17 protein-coding genes are annotated in these 20,301 nt (G+C 53.7%); 9 read left to right on the top strand and 8 right to left on the bottom strand.

Features of this window, described 5'->3' with window-relative positions:
• Positions 1-29 precede the first annotated feature (29 nt).
• Positions 30-1,127, bottom strand: a complete 1,098-nt coding sequence (gene aroC / locus AC1WNR_RS06760; RefSeq protein WP_481643753.1) for a chorismate synthase — start codon at positions 1,125-1,127, stop codon at positions 30-32.
• 211 nt (positions 1,128-1,338) lie between these two features.
• Positions 1,339-2,256 (bottom strand): 50S ribosomal protein L3 N(5)-glutamine methyltransferase, encoded by a 918-nt coding sequence (gene prmB, locus AC1WNR_RS06755; RefSeq protein WP_481643752.1) that lies wholly within the window; start codon positions 2,254-2,256, stop codon positions 1,339-1,341.
• Between the two features lie 69 nt (positions 2,257-2,325).
• On the opposite strand from prmB, the gene AC1WNR_RS06750 reads away from it, so the two are divergent.
• The 4 genes from AC1WNR_RS06750 to AC1WNR_RS06735 all read left to right on the top strand — a co-directional run bounded on the left by AC1WNR_RS06750 (position 2,326) and on the right by AC1WNR_RS06735 (position 5,087).
• Complete coding sequence (locus AC1WNR_RS06750) at positions 2,326-2,892, top strand: Smr/MutS family protein (protein WP_481643751.1); 567 nt, start codon at positions 2,326-2,328, stop codon at positions 2,890-2,892.
• A 60-nt stretch (positions 2,893-2,952) separates the two neighbouring features.
• Complete coding sequence (folE, locus tag AC1WNR_RS06745) at positions 2,953-3,492, top strand: GTP cyclohydrolase I FolE (RefSeq protein ID WP_481643750.1); 540 nt, start codon at positions 2,953-2,955, stop codon at positions 3,490-3,492.
• A 513-nt stretch (positions 3,493-4,005) separates the two neighbouring features.
• The gene (locus AC1WNR_RS06740) at positions 4,006-4,386 is read left to right on the top strand and encodes a hypothetical protein (protein WP_481643749.1); all 381 of its coding nucleotides are present in this window, start codon (positions 4,006-4,008) and stop codon (positions 4,384-4,386) included.
• An 89-nt stretch (positions 4,387-4,475) separates the two neighbouring features.
• Entirely contained in the window at positions 4,476-5,087 is a 612-nt protein-coding gene (locus AC1WNR_RS06735; protein ID WP_481643748.1) for a transglutaminase-like cysteine peptidase, read from the top strand.
• 85 nt (positions 5,088-5,172) lie between these two features.
• On the opposite strand, the gene pgl is transcribed toward AC1WNR_RS06735, so the two are convergent.
• Positions 5,173-5,868, bottom strand: a complete 696-nt coding sequence (gene pgl, locus AC1WNR_RS06730) for a 6-phosphogluconolactonase (RefSeq protein WP_481643747.1) — start codon at positions 5,866-5,868, stop codon at positions 5,173-5,175.
• 6 nt (positions 5,869-5,874) lie between these two features.
• Complete coding sequence (gene zwf / locus AC1WNR_RS06725; RefSeq protein WP_481643746.1) at positions 5,875-7,350, bottom strand: glucose-6-phosphate dehydrogenase; 1,476 nt, start codon at positions 7,348-7,350, stop codon at positions 5,875-5,877.
• A 257-nt stretch (positions 7,351-7,607) separates the two neighbouring features.
• Here zwf and AC1WNR_RS06720 point away from each other — a divergent pair, with 257 nt between their 5' ends.
• Positions 7,608-8,459 carry a D-hexose-6-phosphate mutarotase gene (locus tag AC1WNR_RS06720; RefSeq protein ID WP_481643745.1) on the top strand — a complete coding sequence of 284 codons (852 nt, stop codon included), beginning with the start codon at positions 7,608-7,610 and terminating at the stop codon, positions 8,457-8,459.
• 20 nt (positions 8,460-8,479) lie between these two features.
• Here the strand turns inward: AC1WNR_RS06720 and AC1WNR_RS06715 are convergent, their stop codons facing one another.
• Positions 8,480-8,938 (bottom strand): Lrp/AsnC family transcriptional regulator, encoded by a 459-nt coding sequence (locus AC1WNR_RS06715; RefSeq protein ID WP_481643744.1) that lies wholly within the window; start codon positions 8,936-8,938, stop codon positions 8,480-8,482.
• 166 nt (positions 8,939-9,104) lie between these two features.
• Between AC1WNR_RS06715 and ald the strand changes: the two genes are divergently transcribed.
• Complete coding sequence (gene ald / locus AC1WNR_RS06710; protein WP_481643743.1) at positions 9,105-10,214, top strand: alanine dehydrogenase; 1,110 nt, start codon at positions 9,105-9,107, stop codon at positions 10,212-10,214.
• 406 nt (positions 10,215-10,620) lie between these two features.
• Here the strand turns inward: ald and eda are convergent, their stop codons facing one another.
• From eda to AC1WNR_RS06695, 3 genes are all read right to left on the bottom strand, one after another.
• Positions 10,621-11,256 (bottom strand): bifunctional 4-hydroxy-2-oxoglutarate aldolase/2-dehydro-3-deoxy-phosphogluconate aldolase, encoded by a 636-nt coding sequence (eda, locus tag AC1WNR_RS06705; RefSeq protein WP_481643742.1) that lies wholly within the window; start codon positions 11,254-11,256, stop codon positions 10,621-10,623.
• A 14-nt stretch (positions 11,257-11,270) separates the two neighbouring features.
• On the bottom strand, positions 11,271-13,103 hold the full coding sequence (gene edd, locus AC1WNR_RS06700) for a phosphogluconate dehydratase (protein WP_481645371.1): 1,833 nt from the start codon (positions 13,101-13,103) through the stop codon (positions 11,271-11,273).
• 246 nt (positions 13,104-13,349) lie between these two features.
• Positions 13,350-15,017 carry a formate--tetrahydrofolate ligase gene (locus AC1WNR_RS06695; protein WP_481643741.1) on the bottom strand — a complete coding sequence of 556 codons (1,668 nt, stop codon included), beginning with the start codon at positions 15,015-15,017 and terminating at the stop codon, positions 13,350-13,352.
• A 254-nt stretch (positions 15,018-15,271) separates the two neighbouring features.
• On the opposite strand from AC1WNR_RS06695, the gene AC1WNR_RS06690 reads away from it, so the two are divergent.
• From AC1WNR_RS06690 to AC1WNR_RS06680, 3 genes are read left to right on the top strand one after another with little or no spacing between them, the layout of a single operon-like run.
• The gene (locus tag AC1WNR_RS06690; protein WP_481643740.1) at positions 15,272-16,330 is read left to right on the top strand and encodes an alcohol dehydrogenase family protein; all 1,059 of its coding nucleotides are present in this window, start codon (positions 15,272-15,274) and stop codon (positions 16,328-16,330) included.
• Entirely contained in the window at positions 16,327-18,003 is a 1,677-nt protein-coding gene (locus AC1WNR_RS06685; protein WP_481643739.1) for a VRR-NUC domain-containing protein, read from the top strand. Before AC1WNR_RS06690 ends, AC1WNR_RS06685 begins: the two co-directional genes overlap by 4 nt.
• A gap of 12 nt (positions 18,004-18,015) precedes the next feature.
• On the top strand, positions 18,016-20,280 hold the full coding sequence (locus tag AC1WNR_RS06680) for an ATP-dependent DNA helicase (RefSeq protein WP_481643738.1): 2,265 nt from the start codon (positions 18,016-18,018) through the stop codon (positions 20,278-20,280).
• The last annotated feature ends 21 nt before the right edge of the window (positions 20,281-20,301 follow it).

Below are 20,301 nucleotides of genomic sequence, written 5' to 3'. Positions count from 1 at the left end.
GGCGCTACGCGCCGATCCCTCTCACAGCATCAGAGCTGCCCCAGTACCGGGGTATCCACCTTAACGTTGGCATTCTGCGCGCGGTGACGCAGCAGGTGGTCCACCAGCGTCAACGCCATCATCGCCTCAGCGATCGGGGTTGCACGAATACCAACACAGGGATCATGACGACCTTTGGTGACCACTTCGATCGGATTGCCATGCACATCAATCGAACGCCCGGGCAGGCGCATGCTTGAAGTCGGCTTAAGTGCGATATGGGCGATAATATCCTGTCCGCTTGAGATACCACCCAAAACACCACCAGCGTGGTTCGAAAGGAAACCGTCAGGCGTCATCTCATCGCGGTGCTCAGTGCCTTTCTGAGCAACACAGGCAAAGCCATCACCAATCTCAACACCTTTCACGGCATTGATGCTCATCAGTGAGTGCGCCAGATCAGCATCGAGGCGATCAAAGATTGGTTCACCGAGGCCTACGGGCACGCCTGAAGCGACCACAGAGATCTTCGCACCGACTGAGTTACCCTCTTTACGAAGCGCATCCATGTATTCGGCCATCTCTTCTGCAGCCTGAGCATCCGGCGAAAAGAACGGATTCTGATCAACCTGATCCCAATCGAAACGACTTGGATCAATAGCGATCGGGCCCAACTGAGATAGGTAACCGCGAATCTGTATACCTTCAGCCGCCAGTACCTTCTTGGCGATAGCACCGGCTGCGACACGCATAGCAGTCTCGCGCGCGGACGAGCGGCCGCCACCACGGTAGTCACGAATACCGTACTTGTGATGGTAGGTGTAGTCAGCGTGGGCGGGACGGAAACTATCTTTAATGTTCGAGTAGTCTTTGGAGCGCTGATCGGTGTTCTCGATTAAAAGACCGATAGATGTGCCGGTGGTTTTACCCTCAAACACACCACCAAGAATGCGTACCTCATCCGGCTCACGACGCTGAGTCGTATGGCGTGAGGTTCCCGGCTTGCGACGATCTAGGTCAACTTGAAGATCCGCTTCGGAAATCTCTATGCCCGGAGGACAACCATCAATAACACAGCCCAAAGCGGGGCCGTGGCTCTCGCCAAAAGTGCTGAGGGTGAACAGTTTGCCGTAGCTATTACCGGACATTAAAACGCTTTCCTTAACTAAAAGTTGTCGCCGCGATCTATCGCGATGCTTGCGGCGCGAATTGTACCTAATTTATGAGTCGCGACCTAGCTCCGCTGGATCCCTCCCACAAAACCGATCTTGCAGGAGGGTTGTGAGCGAAGCGAACGACGCGACCCATAATCCCCTGTAGAAGGGTTGTGACCGCAGCGAACGACGCGACTAAAACCTATTACAGATCATCCGCATGCGCACGCAGTGACGGCGCATCTATAACGAACACCCCATTACCACCCTCTTCCAGCTCTACCCAAATCAATGGCAGTTCAGGATAGGCCTGCATCAGATGAACTTCAGAGTTACCCACCTCACACACCAACAGCCCCTGCTCACTGAGGTGGCGACCCGCCTCGCGCAGTATACGGCGAGTGATATCCAGACCATCCGGACCCGACCCCAGCGCTAGCTCAGGCTCGTGCTGATATTCCGCAGGCATCGAGTCTAAATCATCCTGGTCAACATAAGGTGGATTAGTGATGATCAGGTCATAGACCTCGCCTTCCAGATTATTGAACAGATCGCTCTGGACAGTCCTAACGCGATCACTCAGCTCATGTCGTTCGATATTGGTTTGAGCAACATCTAAGGCCTCAGTCGATAGATCCACCAGATCCACCTCGGCCTGATCAAATACCGCTGCACAGGCGATACCTATACAGCCGCTGCCGGTGCAGAGATCCAGCACACGCTCTACATCCACATCACCGAGCCAAGGCTGGAATCCCGTCTCAATTAACTGCGCGGTCGGCGAACGCGGAATCAGAACACGCTCGTCCACATTGAAAGGTAGTCCCATAAACCAGGCTTCGCCGGTGATGTAGGGCAGCGGTCGACGCTCTAGGCAGCGCTGATAAACAAAAGACTCGAGACGCACCTTCTCTTCATCTATTAAACGGCCATCCAGCAGCTCGAGCGAGCTATCCCAAGGTAGATCCACCGCGTTGAATACCAGTTGTAACGCCTCATTCCAGGCATCGACATGGCCATGGCCAAAGTAGACATGATGGCGTTGCATCTCGCTGAGTGTCCAGCGCAGATAGTCGCGCACCGTGTGGAGCTGATGCCCCAATTTAGGTTGATCTGTGTTCATCTATCGTCCGATAATTGACGGCTTACGTATCTGAAGCCTTAATGGCCGCTAAGTTTACCCAGTTTCCCTATGAGTGATAAGAGCAGAAGCGACTACATCTCTGAGCTACAAGCCTTCCGCGAAGCGCTGAGTGACGTCCAACCTTTAGAGCAGGAGCGTGCTCACACCGGACAGGCGCGTCGTAACGACGAGTCCGCCTCATACCGTCGCGAGAAAGCTCAGGAGCAGAACGAGCTGATCGTTGATGGTCTCAACTCCACACTGACACGTGAAATGAGTGCCGAAGAGCGCGTCCTCTTCGCCCTTCCCGGCGTGCAACAGAAGCTGCTAAAGCGCATGCAAGCCGGCCACCTAGGTTGGGATGCAGGGGTGGATCTACATGGCTACTCAGTAGATGCAGCCCGCGAAGAGCTTCACGGCTTTATTGGTGATGCAAAGCGTCGCGGGCTGCGGGGGCTTCTGGTGGTACACGGCAAAGCCTACACAGACCCGGGTAAACCGGCGCTGCTTAAATCCTTTGTAACTGACTGGCTACAACAGATAGACGGGGTACTCGCTTTCTGTTCCGCCCAACCCCAGGATGGCGGCAGCGGCGCGCTTTATGTGCTGCTAAAACGTCAGTCGGATCCGCGTTAATCTTTACCTAGCAGCCGCTTTGGCGTAAGGTGCGCGAAAATCACCTTGAGGAATCCAGCAGTGGAAAAAGCCTACGAAACCATCATCAGCGCCATCGGTGAAGATCTGCAACGCGACGGCCTCAGAGACACGCCCAAGCGCGCAGCCAAAGCGATGAAGTTTCTGACGAAAGGCTACGAGCAGACGCTCGAAGAGGTTGTTAATAACGCACTGTTCGATTCAGATAACTCTGAGATGGTTTTGGTCAAAAACATCGAGATCTACTCGATGTGCGAGCACCATATGCTGCCTTTCATCGGCAAGGCTCATGTCGCCTACATCCCGCAGGGTAAGGTTATTGGTTTATCAAAGATTGCACGCATCGTCGATATGTACGCACGTCGCCTGCAAATTCAAGAGAACATGACTAAAGAGGTTGCTGAAGCGCTGCAGGAAGTAACCGGTGCGCTCGGCGTAGGGGTCGTCATTGAGGCTCAGCACATGTGTATGATGATGCGCGGTGTTGAGAAGCAGAACGCCATGATGAAGACCTCAATGATGCTAGGTACCTTCCGCTCAAATCCAGCCACACGCGCAGAGTTCCTTTCGCTGGTGAATTGATCCAGATCGCGACACAAAAGCCTGACACACAACGAAGCCCTAAGTCTCGCTTGGGGCTTTTTTACTGTTCGTACTAGGCAAAGCCTCCCACTCGAGCACCCAAAAGCCACAAATGTCACTAAAGAGTAACAGATATCTAAATTACTCTATGAGAAAAATTCAACTCATTGCAATTTGCATTTGAGAACATTGCTGACAGATGCGACACAAGTATTGTTTTGTGCACCTAATTACCTTTACCCCCTTATATTTCATTGACTTAAATCACTCTGCGCCAGACTTGTTCGCATTTTGCTTCGCATTATGCGAATGCAAAATCCTTCTAACTTATTGATTTTTAGTATCCTTTCGACTTTAGCTTAGGTATTCCCTCTCTAAATACCCTGTGATAGCTTTAACTCCGTCAAACGATAAGCATATCGCCAGACAGCCTTAAACGGCTCGCAGACCTGAAGCACGGCAGCTGAGGGTTCAACAAAGATAAGAAAAGCACAGGGATGTAGAGAGGAAGTTATGACAGTTAAAGCAGTTCTTAAGTCGATTCTTTCAGCTAGCGTACTGACGCTGGCCGCACTCAGCCTGCAGGCACAGGCAGATGAGCGCTCTGAATTCGCAATCCTAGCTGGCATGGCCTCGACTATCCATAACCACTGCACAGCTTCACAGACTGCTGCAAACAACGCGTCACTCGAGCGCGAACTTCAAAATTTGGCCGCACGTAACGGGCTTACAGCTGAGTTTGAACAGGGCGTTAAGCTCGGCCTGCGTAAAGTCCAGAACGCTAGTTTTGTTGAAATCTGTTCAACAAGCGCACAGCAGAATTACCTTATAGTGCTGGCATCGGTGGTTGCACCACTTCAGGGCACTGGTACACAGATGCTCGCGAGCAATTAATCGACAGGTTCTATTCACCGGAAATGGCCGTTACGCCTTCTCTAGGCATTATGAAGGTCTAAGATTAGAGAGAGGAAAGGGAGCTCAACGTGCGAAATATTCTGCGAACGATCGCCGTACCGATGCTGGCTCTCTCTTTTACAACCGGCGCTCTTGCGACTAGCGCTCCAGTAGAGGCGGTGGCTGCCCCAAGCTCTATAGACGAGCTACTGCAGACGCATCGCAACAGTGATGAGCAGGCGCGTGTTGATGCAGTGAACTCGGTCCTCAATCTTCTCACTTACACCAATGACGATAAGAAATACGGTAAGGCCGATTACTGGGCGACCCCGAAAGAGTCTCTTTTGAACGATGGCGGAGACTGTGAAGATTTCGCCATTACCAAATATTTTGTTCTACGCAATCTTGGCGTCGACGAGTCAAAGCTGCAGATGATGTATACCAATGTGCCCTCTGCCGGCGAAGCCCATATGGTGCTGACCTACCAGCCTGAGAATAGCTCTTCCCCGCTGGTACTAGATAACATGAAGAATGAAGTGCTTCCGACAACGGAGCGTTTGGATCTAGTTCCAATCTACAGTTTCAACCGCGAGGGGATCTGGTCACAGAAAACCCAAGACCGCGGCCGCTACCTAGGTAGTAGCAAGCAGCATAAGACCTGGACCGAGTTTCTTAAGCGGATGGATCTGACCAACCGCTGATTTTCCCGCTGTCGAATGTAGGAGCGCGTAAGCAAAGCTTATTGCGCACCCATCGCGAAATGGCTAGCGCCATCAGCACCCTAGATTAAGGCGCCCAAAAAATATCTACTGGCGTCTGTTCTTGGCGCAGCACCGTGCGCACTGGCATATCCTCAGCCGCACCCTCACCCATCGCCTCTTCCAACACTGGAGTCTTACCCTCACCGCACAGATGCAGGAAGATCTGTTTACTGGCGAGCAGGCGCGGCAACGTCAAAGTCATACGAGGATGTGGCGCAACAGGCGGAGTCACAGCCAAACAGGCTTGAGACTGGTTAGGATCGATCGCAGCCGCAAGTTCAGGTGCATTAGGGAAGAAAGATGCTGTATGCCCATCTTCGCCCATGCCCAAAATGACGGCGTCAATATGTTCAGGCAGTTGCTTGAGTGTCTCTTCCAGCTCAGCCTGCCCCTCTTGCGGCGTCGCAGCAGCAGTAACATGTGGAATGAACTTAGCTTTGACTGCGTTGTACTGCAGCAGATGGGTCTCCACCGAGCGCGCGTTGGAGTCATCATGGTCAGCAGGCACCCAGCGCTCATCAGCAAGGGTCACAATCACCTTGCTCCAGTCCAAGTCCTGATGTGACAGGCGCTGAAACAAGCCAGCCGGTGTACGACCGCCTGAAACAACTAAACAACCGACACCACGCTCTTTAATACCCGCATCAAGCAACGCAACAATACGGTCCGTTAGTGCGCTTTCCAGCTCACTGCGCGTTTCAAAATTGAGTTTGTTGACCATCGTAGATTACTCCTCGTGCCAAGAGCGGCCATCGCGCTCTATCAACGCAATCGAACCGATTGGGCCCCAGGTACCGGCGTTGTAATGTTTCACCTCATCACCAGTCTCCTCCCAAGCGTCGATCAACTGATCACACCAAGTCCAAGAGGCTTCGATCTCGTCGCGACGAACGAACAGCGACTGATCACCGACCATCGACTCAAGCAACAGACGCTCATAAGCATCCGGCGTGCGGTGATTCGGATCATCGCTGGTGAAGTCCAGATTCAACGCACGGTTCTGCAGGTTAAGCCCCTCGGTCATACCCAACTGCTTCATAACCACATGCAGACGGATGCCCTCGTCGGGCTGCAGACGAATCACCAGACGGTTAGAGACCATACCCTGCTGTTTCTTATCAAAGATGTAGTGCGGGTTGTTCTTGTAGACAACCACAATCTCGGTCATCTTCTCAGGCATGCGCTTACCGGTACGTAGGTAGAAAGGCACACCCGCCCAACGCCAGTTATCGACGTTGACACGCAGCGACACGAAGGTTTCTGTATTGGACTGCGACTGACCGCCGCCATCCTCTTCGCTGTAACCCACCACGGCTTTGCCATCGATAGAACCCGCGGCGTACTGACCACGCACGGCGCGCTTATGTACGTTAGTGCTATCAATTGGGTGCAGCGCTTTAAGTACACGCACTTTCTCGTCGCGTACTGAGTCCGCATCCAGTTTGCTGGGCGGGTTCATCGCGACCATACAGAGCAGCTGCAGCAGGTGGTTCTGTACCATATCGCGCATCTGACCCACTTTGTCGTAGTAGCTGTAACGGCCCTCGAGGCCCACAGTTTCCGCAACCGTAATCTGTACATGATCAATGGCGTGGTTGTTCCACTGCGAGTTGAATAGGTTATTGGCAAAACGCAACGCTAGCAGGTTCTGCACCGTATCCTTACCGAGGTAGTGGTCGATACGGTAAATGCGGTTCTCGTTGAAGTAAGCCGCGACAGTGTCGTTAATCACTTTTGAGCTTTCGAGATCGTGACCGATCGGCTTCTCAAGCACAATGCGCGTCTCGTCGTTGATCAGCTCGGCGTAGCTGAGGTTTTTACAGATATCGCCAAACACCGAGGGCGGCGTTGCGAGATAATTCACCATCACACGCTTAGACTGGTCAATCGCCTTGCCCAGCTTTTTAAAGTCATCCGGCGCAGTCATATCGACTTTGACGTAGTCTAACCGCGCACTGAAACGCGTCCAGGCCTCTTCGGTCAACTCGCCCTCTTTCAAGAAGCGCTGCAGCGTCGCTTCAACCTGCGCGACAAACTCATCTTGTGACCAATCCGCACGGGCTACACCGACAATACGACTATCAGGATTAAGCAGCGCAGCGACATCAAGCTGGTACAATGCTGGAAACAGCTTACGCATCGCCAGATCGCCCTTCGCGCCGAACAGCACAAAATCACAGGCCTTGTGCATCTCGTGGGACATGGTCAAACTCCTATAGTTGCTACCCAGTGCCAGACTCATGTCTCGAGGCAAGCCAGGTACGTAAAAAACTTACTAAATTTTATAACACTCGGTAACTGAAGGCTAGTTCTAGACCGATATCGTAAACTGGATCTTTATTCGGATTAACACGTTTTATATCAATAACTTATAAAATAACTTAATCGTTTTAGAAAAAAACAAACCACAAAGCACCCAAATCAATATAATGTAATTTTAATACTTACAGGGCCGAAACCATGAACAGCAGTGCAATATTAGACCGGTTAGCCAGCAGTCCACTCGAGACCGTAGAACTTGAATTCGGCCATTCTCGGGCACTGCTTACGCTGCAAGGGGCTCATCTGATTAGCTACAAGCAATCAGGCGAGGAACGTCTCTGGATGAGCCCGAAAACACTGTTTGAACCGAATCAACCCATTCGTGGCGGGGTTCCAATCTGCTGGCCATGGTTTGGCCCTCATGGCACAGACTCAATCCGTCCAGCGCACGGCTTCGCCCGTACTTCCAGTTGGCAACTGCTCGAGCAGAGTTCAACACCGGAGTCAGCAATGCTGCGCCTGGGATTCAGCAGCACCGACACTGACTACCCGCTCGAAGCCGAATATCAGATCGAGTTGACAAAGCACTCACTCGAGATGCGCCTTATCTCTCGTAATGTCGGCGAACAAGCAGTCGAACTGACCGAAGCCCTGCACACCTATCTCCCGGTCAGTGATTTGGAAAACGCGTCACTACATGGCCTAGCGGGTGTGAGGTACGCAGACAAGCTGCTGGACTACGAGCAGGCATTAGAGAGTCGCGAAGCCGTATACCTTACCAACCCAACAGATCGTGTCTATTACGACACCAGCGAACAGCTTGATCTAATCGATACCGGAACCGGCGCCACGACGGATATCGCCAAGCAAGGTAGTGGCACCACAGTGGTATGGAATGCAGGTGAAGAGATCGCTGCAGGTATGGCGGATCTCGGCGCCGAAAACTATCGTAGTTACATCTGCGTTGAGGCGGCCAATGCCCTAGAGGCGAGAATCAACCTAGAACCCGGCCAAAGCCACACCCTAATGCAGCGCCTCACCACACAATAAATCGTTGTTTTAGATCACTCTCAGCTACTGAACTCCGCTCGGGCGATAACCTCGCGCAACGTAAAGGCGGAGTGCATCCTATCGACATGCGGTAAGCTCGATAGCACGCGACGATGTATCCGCTCAAAGTCCTCTATGTTGCGGGCTACCACCCGCAAAAGATAATCCATCTCGCCGCTCATTAGGTAACAGGCATGCACTGATGGGATCTTCGCGACCGCAGCTTCGAATGCACTGAAGGCCTCATCTGACTGACTATCCAGCGAAATCTCCACCATCACTGTTAACTCATAGCCGACCTTCTGCTGATCTACCTCTGCCCGGTATCCCTTTACCACCCTCTCCTGCTCAAGCCGGGCAATACGACGGCTCACCGATGAGGGGCTCAGATGAATACGTTCAGCGATATCCGCCGCGCTTGCACGGCCGTCACGCTGCAGTGCCCGCAGTATCTCCCAGTCCTTGGCGTCCATATCCATGCACACATTCCTCGTAAAATTACATTTATACGCATTATTCATGCAATGAGTATTGAGATAATACCTAATATAGCGCAGTTCATGCAGCAAGGTTATGGGACACTGAATTTAGTTTATTAACGCCTAAACAGGATTAATCAGCACGAAGTTTTACTGGAGAGCACCTATGAAAATTGCAGTCCCAACCGAAATTAAAGTCGCCGAGAAACGCGTCGGCCTCACGCCTGCGGCTGTCAGCACCCTAGTCAGCCAGGGCCATGAACTCTTTATCCAAGCCGGCGCTGGCGAGGCGATTGGCTACACCGATCAGGATTACTTAGCAGCAGGCGCATCACTAAAACCAACCGCCAAAGAGATCTTCGAAGCGGGCGAGATGATCGTGAAGGTTAAAGAGCCTCAGCCATCAGAAGTTGCGATGCTGAAGCCGCACCACACGCTATTCACCTATCTGCACCTTGCGGCAGATCGTGATTTAACAGACAGCCTCGTAGCGACTGGCTGTCGAGCGATCGCTTACGAAACAGTACGGAACAGTGCAGCTCAGCTTCCACTGCTAGCCCCCATGAGTCAGGTTGCCGGGCGTATGGCAAGCCAGGTCGCTGCGGAAAGCCTGATGCTACACCGCGGCGGCTGCGGAAAGTTGATGGGCGGTGTGCCAGGTGTTGCGCCAGCAAAAGTACTCGTATTAGGCGGCGGCGTTGTCGGTACCGAGGCTGCGCGCATTGCCGTTGGTCTGGGTGCTGATGTCACCATTGTGGATGCCAAGCTTGATCGATTGGCGCAGATCGACCAGCTGTTTAACGGCCGAATCAAAACTCAAGCAGCAGTTTCGAGCCTCGTAGATCAGCTTGTGCTCGATTCCGATGTGGTAATTGGCGCAGTCCTGATCCCAGGGGCAAAGGCACCTAAATTGGTGCGGCGCGAACAGCTTAGCCAAATGCGTCCAGGCTCAGTATTGGTCGACGTGGCGATTGATCAGGGTGGCTGTTTCGAAACCAGCAAACCGACCACCCACACCGATCCAACCTATGTTGTTGATGGTGTCTTGCACTACTGTGTCGCCAATATGCCCGGCGCAGTAGCTCGCACATCAACTGAAGCACTAGTCGCCGCAACCCTCCCCTATGTGGAGCGTCTGGCGAAAGATCCTGTGACTGCCATGAAGGCTGACGCTGGACTGGCGCAGGGATTGAGTGTTGCAGACTACAAACTGGTCTGCCCTGAAGTCCGGGCGGCGTTTGGACTGGGGCTAGAAGAGGCTCGCCTTTCAGCTTAAGAACTAGCTGGAACCAGTGTATGAGCGCAGTAAGCGAAGCTTATTGCGCGACCGGTCGCGAAATAGCGCTTTGCGCTAGGTCGCTTTTACCTCGATTTTCGGTATTCTATGACGCCGCTCTCGCCTACCTGCAAGCTGTGCGAAGCCTACGAACCCCGGCAGTGTGATCCTGCGGTTAGGTTGAGACCTGCCGTTTACTGCCTTTCCTACGTCGCCGCTCTCTCCTACCTTAAATCTTAACAAAGCCCACGAACCCCGGCAGTGTGCTCCTGCACTGCCGGGATACAGTACGTCCATGTACATAAAAAAACCGCCCGTTTTACGGGGCGGCTGAAAATGAGCGGTTGCCCGCTCGTGTTTCCACGACCATTGGAAACGAGAACTGATTTGGCGACGCTGCTCTCGGTTAGAGTGCGTTCGCCTTGGCTACGGCGTCTTTTGCTAAAGCGGTGATGCCAGCCCAATCTTTTGCATCGATCAGATCTTTAGGTACGACCCAAGAGCCACCCACTACGCTTACGTTAGGTAGCTTGAGGTAGTCAGTGAAGTTATTCGCACCGATACCACCTGTGGGGCAGAAGCGTACATTCGGGAACGGACCTGCGAACGCTTTAAGCGTTGGTGCCCCGCCGTTAGCTTCGGCTGGGAAGAACTTGAAGCACTCGAAACCAAACTCCATGCCGCGCATCATCTCGGCAACCGTGCTAACGGCTGGCAGGTACGGCATGTTTGACTCGAGACCCGCCTGGAACAGCGCATCAGTAGCGCCCGGGCTGATAGCGAACTGACCGCCCGCCTCTTCAACCAACTGAAACTCTTCAGGTTTAGTCACGGTGCCAGCACCCACGATGACATCGTCAACATTGGCCGCGATCTCACGGATCACATCCAACGCAGACTCAGTACGTAGAGTCACTTCCAGCACTTTAAGACCACCGGCCTTCAGCGCCTCAGCAATTGGCACAGCGTCTTCAACGCGCTCAATAACCAGGACCGGCATAACCGGTGAAGTGGTTAACAAAACTTCAGCTTGAGTACTCATATCAACTCCTGGTGTTAGCCCTGTGGGCCGGCTTCGTAGCCAAATAGGAAACTTGCGCCCTGCTCTGCACCGCCCGCCATCTGACGTGCTGCGCCAAACATTTCGCGCCCCATACCCCAATGGTAGGGTTTAAGATCAGCGGTAGCAGCTTCGCGCGCAGCTAGCTCCTCATCGCTCACCTTCAAGATCAATTCGCCGGTATTCACATCCAAACGGATGATGTCACCCTCTTGCACCTTAGCGATCATACCGCCATTAAGTGCCTCTGGTGTCAGGTGAATCGCGGCAGGCACCTTGCCCGAAGCGCCCGACATACGACCATCTGTAACCAGACCGACTTTGAAACCTTTGTCCAACAGCGAACCCAGTAGCGGTGTCAGCTTATGCAACTCTGGCATACCCATAGCGGCTGGACCCTGGAAGCGCACAACCACAACACAGTCGCGATGCAGGTCACCCGCATCAAAGCGCTTCTGGATATCGTTCTGGTCGTGTACAACAACGGCAGGACCTTCGATGACACGATTATCTTCCCTAACGGCCGAAACTTTGATCACTGAGCGACCGAGGTTACCCTTGAGAAGACGCAGACCACCGTTGTTAGAGAACGGCTGAGCGACAGTCGCTACCACTTCAGGATCCAGAGACGCCTCTGGGCCCTCACGCCACACCAACTTACCAGCCTCAAGGAATGGCTCGGTCGTATAATCGGCTAACCCTTCGCCTTTGATAGTCAACACGTCCTCGTGAATCAGACCCGCAGATAAAAGCTCACGGAACAGCAGAGACATGCCGCCTGCTGCCTGGAAGTGATTAATGTCAGCACTGCCGTTCGGGTAGATACGTGTCAGCAGGGGTACGATGTCTGACAGCTCAGAGAAGTCATCCCAGTTCACAATCACACCGGCAGCGCGTGCCATCGCAACCAAATGCATGGTGTGGTTAGTTGAACCGCCTGTTGCAAGCAGTGCAACGATACCGTTAACAATCGATTTCTCGTCAATCACTTTGTAGAGCGGGCGGTAGTCAGAGCCGAGATCAGTAATACGACACACCTGCTCAGCAGCAGCTTTAGTTAGCTCGTCACGTAGCGGTGTATTCGGATTGATAAACGAAGAACCTGGCAGATGTAGACCCATCGCCTCCATCAGCAGCTGATTCGAGTTTGCTGTGCCGTAGAAGGTACAGGTGCCTGCGCCGTGGTAAGAGTCCATCTCACACTGTAGCAGTGCATCGCGGCCAACCTTACCTTCGGCATACTCCTGACGGATACGCGCCTTCTCTTTGTTTGGCAGACCACTCGGCATAGGGCCAGCTGGAACAAAGACCCAAGGCAGATGACCGAAGCTCAGCGCACCCATCAACAGACCCGGAACAATCTTGTCACAGACACCTAGCGCCAGCGCACCGTCGAACATGTTGTGCGACATGCCAACCGCAGTCGCCATCGCGATGGTGTCACGGCTGAACAGACTCAGATCCATACCCGGCTGCCCTTGAGTCACACCGTCACACATTGCCGGCACACCGCCAGCAAACTGCGCAGTAGAGCCCATACCTTTGACAGCCTCTTTGATCAGAGCAGGAAAGCTTTCAAACGGCTGGTGCGCCGAGAGCATGTCGTTGTAAGAGCTGATGATGGCGATGTTGGCGGCGTCCATCATCTTCAGAGAGTTTTTCTCTTCAGCGCCGCAAGCAGCGAAGCCGTGAGCCAAGTTGCCACAAGATAGTACTGAGCGCTGAACCTTCGAGTTACGTGCAGCTTCCATACGCGCAACGTAGTCACCGCGAGTATCGCGGCTACGCTCCTGAATACGGGCGGTAATCTCAGCTATTCTGGCGTTAATCACTCTAAATTCCTCTGACTCACGACAAGCGTGTTTAAATATTCCGTAATTTAGTTACATATTAACGATCATTACCGAATCGAACAACAGGAATTTATAGATAATTACGTATTTTTAGAAACATCGTGTTTCAGTATTGAATCACCCTCCTTCTTGAATGGGTAAAAAAATGGGTGCCAAAGCACCCACTTGATAATGACATTTTGACGTCTTTACGTAAAAACCGTCGCTCGACTGGGATTGGATCTAGAACAGCCCCTCTATCTCACCCGCTTCATTCAGATAAATACTCTCGGCAGCCGGCTTTCTAGGTAGACCCGGCATCGTCATGATGTCGCCACAGATCACTACGATAAATTCCGCACCAGCCGCTAAGCGCACTTCACGCACAGGCACTACGTGGTGACTGGGTGCTCCCATTAACTGAGGATCCGTTGAGAAGGAGTACTGTGTCTTAGCCATACAGACCGGGAAGTGACCAAAGCCCGCCTCTTGCAGAGACTTGAACTGCGCCCGCACCTTTTTATCGGCAATCAGGTCGTCGGCGTCGTAGAGAGTACGTGCGACGTGACGGGCTTTTTCCCATAGATCGACGCCTTCATCGTAGAGGGTACGAAACTGAGCTGCCCCTGACTCTGCAATGGCAACAACCTTCTCCGCTAGTTCAACCGCTCCGGCACCGCCGTCTCGCCAATGCGTAGCAAGAATACATTCGACATTAAACTGCTTGCAGTATTCCACTACAGCGGCCTGCTCTGGCTCAGTGTCGGTGTGGAAATGGTTCAGCGCGATAACGACGGGAACACCAAACTGCCCCATGTTACGGATATGGCGTCCCAGGTTTTCACAGCCTTTAGTGACCGCCTCTACGTTCTCTTCGCCCAGTGCATCCTTAGCAACGCCACCATGCATCTTCAGCGCTCGAACAGTGGCTACCATCACGGCAGCCTTGGGACTTAGGCCCGCTTTGCGACACTTTATATTGAAGAACTTCTCAGCGCCCAGATCGGCTCCAAAACCCGCCTCAGTAACGACGTAATCGGCAAGCTTAAGCGCCGTTTTGGTAGCAATTACCGAGTTACACCCATGCGCTATGTTGGCGAAGGGGCCACCGTGGATGAAAGCCGGATTGTTCTCCAGCGTCTGCACAAGGTTAGGCAGAAAAGCGTCTTTAAGTACCGCTGTCATTGCCCCCTCCGCTTTGATATCGCGAGCATGGACGGGCTCACCGGCACGGGTGTAACCGACGATAATGTTACCCAGACGTTGTGTCAGATCCTTATAGGACTCTGCCAAACAGAGGATCGCCATCACCTCAGACGCAACGGTGATGTCGAAGCCACCCTCGCGCGGTATACCGTTGGGCGTGCCACCCAAGCCAATCAGGATATCGCGCAGTGCTCGATCGTTCATATCCACCACTCGGCGCCACGTGATGCGACGCGGGTCGATACCCGTCGGGTTATCCCACTGGAGCTGGTTGTCGATCATCGCCGAGAGCAAATTGTTGGCGACCGATATTGCGTGAAAATCGCCGGTGAAATGAAGGTTGATATCCTCCATCGGAACGACTTGCGCCTGACCGCCGCCGGCCGCACCACCCTTCATACCGAAGCAAGGTCCAAGACTGGGTTCGCGCAGGCAGATAATGGTCTTCTTTCCAATTAGATTGAGTGCATCACCCAAGCCCACAGAGGTCGTTGTTTTGCCCTCTCCAGCCGGTGTCGGAGACATCGCTGTAACGAGTATGAGATTACCCTGCTCCTTATCCTCAAGCGAACGTATAAACTCGCTGCGAATCTTCGCCTTGTCATGGCCATAGGGCAGCAGTTGCTCTTGCGGTATGCCGAGGCCCGCGCCTACCTCTTGTATCGGCTTAAGCGTTGCGGCGCGCGCTATGGAGATATCACTCATCTTGTTTACCTTACTCTTTATAATTATGCATTGTACGAATAAACGAAAGTGCATTAATCGCTCAGCGCTCCAGTCGGGTCAAGCCACAGTCAGGGTCATTGGGCGAGCTAGGCAAAAAAGTGTCGTTAGGGGAAAGCAATCTCAGGTTTGCGGTATTACAAACTCAGGTTTACAAGGTATCTTTACCCTTCAACGGCTTAATGCGAAGCAGGCACCCACCCGCATCGCAGAGCCTGGATTCTCGAGGAGGAAATTTGACTACTCTGCCTAAAGTGATGCGCGGTGTTCAACTGATAGGACACGGCGGCTATGAGATGCTCGCAATCCGCTCCGAGATTTGCATACCGACACCGGACAGACAGGAGGTGCTCATCCGCGTTAGCGCTGCCGCGGTTAACAACACCGATATTAATACGCGCATCGGCTGGTACTCAAAAAACCAAGGCTCTAGCGATGATGCCGGCTGGGGTGGTTCTGCGCTGCAACTTCCACGCATACAGGGCGCTGATATCTGTGGTGAGATTGTCGCTGTCGGAGAGGGGGTAGATACTTCTCGTATCGGCGAGCGTGTAATCGTCGAGCCGAGTATGCACGAGGCCGCAGGCAAACCACTGGAGAGCCCCTGGTACTTGGGTTCGGAGTGCGATGGTGGTTTTGCCGACTACACCAAAGTTGCATCTCGCTATGCCCACCGCGTTGACTCAGATATGAGCGATATCGAACTCGCCTCCTTCCCCTGCTCTTATTCCACTGCAGAAAACCTGCTGACTCGCGCTTCAGTTGGACCCGAAGATACCGTACTGGTAACTGGCGCCTCAGGAGGCGTTGGTTCTGCTGCCGTGCAGCTGGCGAAAGCGCGTGGCGCGACCGTCATTGCTCAGACGCAGAGCGCTAAAGCAGAACAGCTTATCGCAATAGGCGCTGACCGTTGTGTAGACCGCGGTGCCGATCTACTTGAGACGCTGGGCCAAAACAGTGTGACAGTGGTAATCGATCTTGTTGCCGGCAGCACTTTCCCTCAGTTGCTCGAGGTTCTCAAACCTCGTGGACGTTACGCTGTCTCAGGCGCCATTGGCGGACCCATCGTCGAGCTGGATGTGCGCACGCTCTACCTCAAAGACCTGAGCTTTTTTGGTGGAACGATTATTGATGCTGAGGTGTTTCCCAACTTGGTCAAACGAATCGAGTCGTGTGAGATCAAACCACTGGTTGGGCAAACCTTTGAGCTTGAAGAGATTGAGCAGGCGCAGAAAAGCTTCCTGAAGAAAGCGCACATCGGCAAAATAGTCTTGCGAGTCAAACGCAGCCAATGACAGATATTCGAGGTAATCCCCCGGTAGCCGCATCGCTGGATAACCCGCTTTACTATCTAGAGAACGCGCGAACACTGATAAGTTGGGTGCGCCAGTTGCACGCAGACCTGCTGACAGCGGATGAACTCAAGTCACTCGACGGTCTCTTGGGGGCGCCAACCGATGTCCAAGCTCTTCTGGTGCGTATGGTAATGCGTACACAGACGCTTTACCGCGCACATCAACTGCAGCACTACGCAGAGATCAATACGCCCGTACCTATCCTGTTGCAGGTGCTCGAGTCACTTGAACTGGTTGAGCTTGAACCCCTGGTGAGTAGCGACCAACTCGCCGACCTGTTGAACCGTGAAGAGTTGCTTGGCGTTCACAACCGTTGCATCACTAAACCACTCCCCAAGAGCGCATCCAAAGCACGCATCAAAGAGTCATTAGCGACTCACGAGCTACCCTCAATGAGCTTGGCACATTGGCTAGATAGTGATGCGCCCAGCGCCGCCCTGACCTGCCAGCCGCTCTTCGATCGTCTACGACTGATGTTTTTCGGTAATTTACGCCAGAGCTGGAGCGAGTTTGTCGTTACTGAGCTGGGCTATTTCAATTACGAGCCGGTCGAACTCACTGAATCAAGCCGCGCATTTAATCAACGTGAAGAGGTAGACCAGTACCTCGCGCTCAATGCTCTCTATGAGCTAAGCGAGTCCTTGCCACTCGGTGAGCGGATCGAACTCGCGCGCGCCGTCCAACCCATCAATGACTGGATCGGTGGACGCTATGCGCGCTTGATCTTCAGCCTTGGCCAGGAGGCAGAGCGCGCGGGTGATAGTGAAACAGCGCTGAAGCTGTACCGCACATCGGGGCTCGGAGACGCGCTGATCCGTGAACTTAGGGTGATGGAGAAACACGCCTCACCCGAGGCAGTGAAGCAACGTCTGGAACTTGCAACGCCGCGTTCACTTACACCGATACATCAGCTCTCAATCGCGCGTGTTGAAACGCGTGTTTCGAAGAAGCTTGGAGACGCTAAACCTGCTCCCAAGCTGCGCTCTCCCGAAGAGTTTAAGATCAGTATCCCGCGTCCCGAACAGTGCGTCGAGCTAGGGACTGCTGAAGCCCTTGGCACACCTACAGCACCCATTGCCTACGTAGAGAACTGCCTGATCAACTCGCTCTTTGGTCTGCTCTTCTGGGATGCGCTCTATGCCCCGGTTCCGGGGGCATTTTTCCACCCCTTCCAGTCGCACCCTGCGGATCTATACCGCTCCGCATTCAAAGAGAAGCGCCGTGAACAGCTCGATGCCGCTTGGGCCGTGCTGGATAACGGCCGCTATGCTGAGCAGATCCTTGAACGGTTCGAACAGAAGCGCGGGATTACCAACGCCTTTATTCACTGGTCGGTCATAACGCCCGAGCTCCTTGCACTGGCTCTCAAACTGATTCCAGCGGAGCACCTGCGTCTGATCTTCGAGCGCCTGCTGAGTGATATCCGCACGCATCGCAGTGGCTTCCCCGACCTGATCCAGTTCGACATCGAGGCGCAGCGCTACAAATTGATTGAGGTCAAAGGTCCCGGCGATAGGCTGCAAGACAATCAGAAACTCTGGCTCGACTACTTTGTGGAGCATCAAATCCCCTGCTCAGTCTGCTGGGTGACTTGGAGCGAAGCGGGTGAATAGGAAGCGAAGCGAGTGACTAAACGTGCCAACCGCATCTCGATCCGTTCGCTGTGCGAATTTGCCGCACGCACCGGTGATATCGATCTACGGTACACACCCGCGCCCACTGCTGCCGAGGGCATAGAGGGGCATCAACGCTTACAACGTAAACGCCCGGCCGGTTATACGCCTGAGTACCCACTGGAAATAGCGATAGATGGATTACTGCTGCGCGGGCGCGCAGATGGCGTGGATATCTCCAAGCGCTTAGTCGAGGAGATCAAAACGCACCGCGGAGACCTTGAGCGCCAGTCAGCGGGGCAGCGGGCTCTGCACTGGGCGCAGTTGCGCTGCTATGCAGCCATTCTATGTCAGCAGCAGGAGTGGGGCAGCATCAACCTGCGCCTAACCTATCTTGAGGTCGCCAAAGATGAGGTGACTGAACTGAATGAGACAGCCCAAGCGCAAGAGCTGCTCACTGAGCTTGAGTTGTTGGTAGCGCACTACATTCAATGGCATAAGCTGCGCTTAGCCGCTCGAAAGGAGCGAGACACGGCACTTGAGCAATTAAGCTTCCCCTACTCTGAGTTTCGTAAAGGCCAGCGTGATTTAGCCGAGTCCGTTTTCAAAGCGGTGCGGACCGAACGTCAATTATTGCTTGAGGCGCCGACTGGATCCGGCAAGACACTGGGCACTCTATTCCCCGCTTTGCGCGCGATGGTTAGTAGTGATATCGATCGTCTGCTCTACCTCACCACTCGCAACACCGCCCGAGCGATTGGGCTCGAGGGGATCGAGCAACTGCGCGATGCTAACGCAGTTCCACTCAGGGTGGTTGAGCTCAGTTCCAAAGAGGCGGGTTGCATTGAGCCGGACAAGCTCTGCCAAGGCGAGAGTTGCCCGCTCGCCAAAGGTTTCTTCGATAAACTACCGGACGCGCGTGAAGCCGCGTTTGCGCTGAGCGACACAAACCTGGATGTCGAAGGGCTGCGTGCGGTTGCTGCGCAGCATCAGATCTGCCCCTACTTTTTTGGACAGGAGATGGCGCGCTGGGCCGATGTCGTTGTGGCGGATATTAACCAGTACCTTGCACCGACGGCCTTGCTCAGTGCCTATCTACAACAAGATGAGTGGCGAGCGATTGCGCTAGTCGACGAGTCTCACAATCTGGTGTCACGCTGTCGCGACCTCTACTCAGTCGAACTGCAGCAATCGCAGTTTCGCTTTGACACCAAACGGGTAAAGCTGAAGAAAGCCCTGGATGGCGTGCAGCGAGGCTGGCAGGAAGCCTGCAAAGGTTTAGACATGGCCTCCAGCAAAGAGCCGGTGTTTGATGAGGCACCACCTGAAAAGCTCGAATACGCACTGCAGAGCCTCTGCACGGAGATCAGCGAATTGCTGGCCGAACAGCCGGACCAGCTAGAGCTGCAGCAGATGCTCTTTAGCGCTTCCGCTTATCTCAAATTAGCCGAGGTATTCGGCGATCACTCGGTGGTGCGACGTGCCAAGCCTAGGCGTGGTGCCGGCGAACTCGCTATTCTCAATCTCGATCCATCTATATTTCTGGCACCACGCTGGGCTGACCTGCACTCAGTCACGCTCTTCTCTGCGACGCTCAAACCGTTCGACTACTACCAACAACTCCTCGGATTGGATACAGAGTGCGCGCAAGGCTCACTACCCTCACCTTTTTTGCAGGAGCAGCTACGCGTCAAACTCTGCAGCCGCATAGATACGCGCTTTCAGGTGCGCAACCGTTCAGTCGCCCCAATAGCCGAACTACTCATCGAACAGTTCGAGACTCGTCCCGGTAATCACCTCTTCTTCGCCTCTAGCTTCAGCTACTTACAGCAGATAGCTGAGGCCGTGGCCCTGCGCTCGCCCAACATAGCGCTGCATCTGCAGACCTCCGGTATGCGTCAGCCGGAGCGTCAGGCCTACCTCGATGCCTTTACCGAGGATAGCCAGCTATTGGGAATGGCAGTACTAGGCGGCCTGTTCGCCGAAGGGGTCGACTTGGCTGGGGATCGTTTGATCGGCGTTACCGTTGCAACTCTTGGTTTGCCGCCGTTCGATAGTCTGCACCAGCTAATGCGCCAGCGCTTCGACGAGCGTTTTGGACAGGGCTATGAGTACACCTACCTCTACCCGGGAATGCAGAAGGTGGTGCAGGCCGCCGGTCGATTGATTCGCACCCAGCAAGATGCAGGTGAGCTGCTGCTGATCGACCCACGCTTCAGTCGACCTGAGATTCGCTCTCTACTACCCGGGTGGTGGCCCGAGCCTCAATTAATCTAAATCTAAAGCTCTATTACCCAG

The organism is Marinobacterium marisflavi (assembly GCF_982447095.1).
The sequence above is the reverse complement of the archived record's forward strand: the minus strand, read 5'-3'. Positions and strand labels throughout refer to the sequence as shown.